Annotated in this window: 1 pseudogene; it reads left to right on the forward strand. The window is 35.5% G+C overall.

What is annotated here, in order from left to right:
• Nucleotides 1–236 (forward strand): annotated as a pseudogene (locus tag C1E99_RS14570) (hypothetical protein); the annotation flags it as partial.
• Nucleotides 237–287 lie beyond the last annotated feature (51 nt).

Raw genomic sequence — 287 nt, forward strand, 5'->3', positions numbered from 1 at the left:
AAGCATTTCTGACGATTGATGTTAGACTTGGTTTTGTAGAGCTAATTTGGTATGTAAATAAGCACGGAGAACCATACGCGGGTAGTGTACTGGCTTTAGTATCTAGATTACTTATATTACCAGATTACCGCATTCCTTATCCAGATGTTCGTTCTTATGAAGAATTGAGAGAAGTGTTGGAAGAGAATATCAGCCTCTATCTTGAGTTCTTTGAAGCATTGAAGAAATACCAGTAGACTACTTAGAAGTCATATGAAATCATCTAGAATTTTCTAGGTGATTTCTTT

It is taken from the genome of Streptococcus suis, assembly GCF_002964045.1.
Taxonomy (GTDB): Bacteria; Bacillota; Bacilli; order Lactobacillales; family Streptococcaceae; genus Streptococcus; species Streptococcus suis_U.